2 protein-coding genes are annotated in these 1,123 nt (G+C 72.6%); both read right to left on the bottom strand.

The features are described from left to right. Positions 1-467, bottom strand: a 467-nt coding sequence (locus ABZ885_RS41755; protein WP_360200514.1) for an SDR family oxidoreductase, incomplete at its 3' end; no start/stop codon positions are given. A gap of 75 nt (positions 468-542) precedes the next feature. Beyond that, positions 543-1,001 carry a hypothetical protein gene (locus ABZ885_RS41750; RefSeq protein ID WP_360200512.1) on the bottom strand — a complete coding sequence of 153 codons (459 nt, stop codon included), beginning with the start codon at positions 999-1,001 and terminating at the stop codon, positions 543-545. Positions 1,002-1,123 lie beyond the last annotated feature (122 nt).

Below are 1,123 nucleotides of genomic sequence, written 5' to 3'. Positions count from 1 at the left end.
ACCGAGGAGACGGTGACGATCCGTCCCCCGCCGGAGGCCAGCAGGTGCGGCAGCGCGGCCCGGGTGGCGCGGACGGCGGCCATGAGGTTGACGGTCAGCGTCCACTCCCAGTCCTCGTCCGTCACCTGCAGGAAGCCGTCCACCCGTGGGCGCACCGCCCCGACGTTGTTGACCAGCACGTCGATGCCACCGTGCAGCGCGGCGGCCTCGGCGACCAGCGCGGCCGGGCCGTCGGGGGTCGCGAGGTCGACCTCCACGACGGTGAGGTCCGCGCCCTGTTCCAGGCGCGCTTCGAGGGCCTCGGTCCGGCTCCGTGATCCCGCGACCACGTGGCATCCCGCCGCCAGGAACGCCTCGGTGATCGCGAGCCCGATGCCGCGTCCGGCCCCGGTGACCACGACGGTCCGTCCGGCCAGGCCCTCGGCGGCGTCCCCGGTTCCGGGCCGCGGCGGTGCAGGTGGGGTCATCGCTGGGTCTCCAGGTTCTGCGGCCGCAGCCGGCCGGTGACGGCGTCGGCCACGAGGCCCGTCCGGGCGGTCGTGTCAGGCGCCTCCGTCGGCCTGGTGCCGGGCCTCGATGGCCTTGCCGGTGTCGGCGAAGGCCTTCGAGAGATGGTGTTTGCCGACGGTGCCGACGACCGCGCCGAGCACGCGTCCCTTGAAGTTCTTGCCCTCGCGGACCACGACTGCGTCCACCTCGGTCGTCCCGTCGGCCTTCGGCGTGAACGTGTACGTGTGACCCGACCGGCCGCCCCACACGTTGGAGTCGGTGGTCGTCATGACGACGCGGCGGGGATCGGACCAGTCGTAGTGCAACCGTTCCCAGATCCCCGCCGAGCCCTCGGTGACGTCGGCCTCGTGAGGTCCGCGGGCGTGCACCTCGAGGTACTTGTCGGCGCTGTTGCCGAAGAGGTCCGAGCGTCCCGGCCCGAAGTCGGTGAGCCCGGCGACGAACTCCTCGGGTGTGGCGGCGATCGTCTGGTGCAGATGGATCGTGGACATGAGCGCTCCGTAGGGTCCCGGGAAGGCCGGGCGTGGCTGAGGAGCCGGGGGCGCGAACACGTCCGGATGGTTCGGCGAGACGGTCTCGCTGCTCGGCACCCAGGTCACCAACCTCGCCCTGC

It is taken from the genome of Kitasatospora sp. NPDC047058 (assembly GCF_040643935.1).
Lineage (GTDB): Bacteria > Actinomycetota > Actinomycetes > Streptomycetales > Streptomycetaceae > Kitasatospora.
Note: the sequence above shows the minus strand (reverse complement) of the source record. Positions and strands in the feature narration are given on the sequence as shown.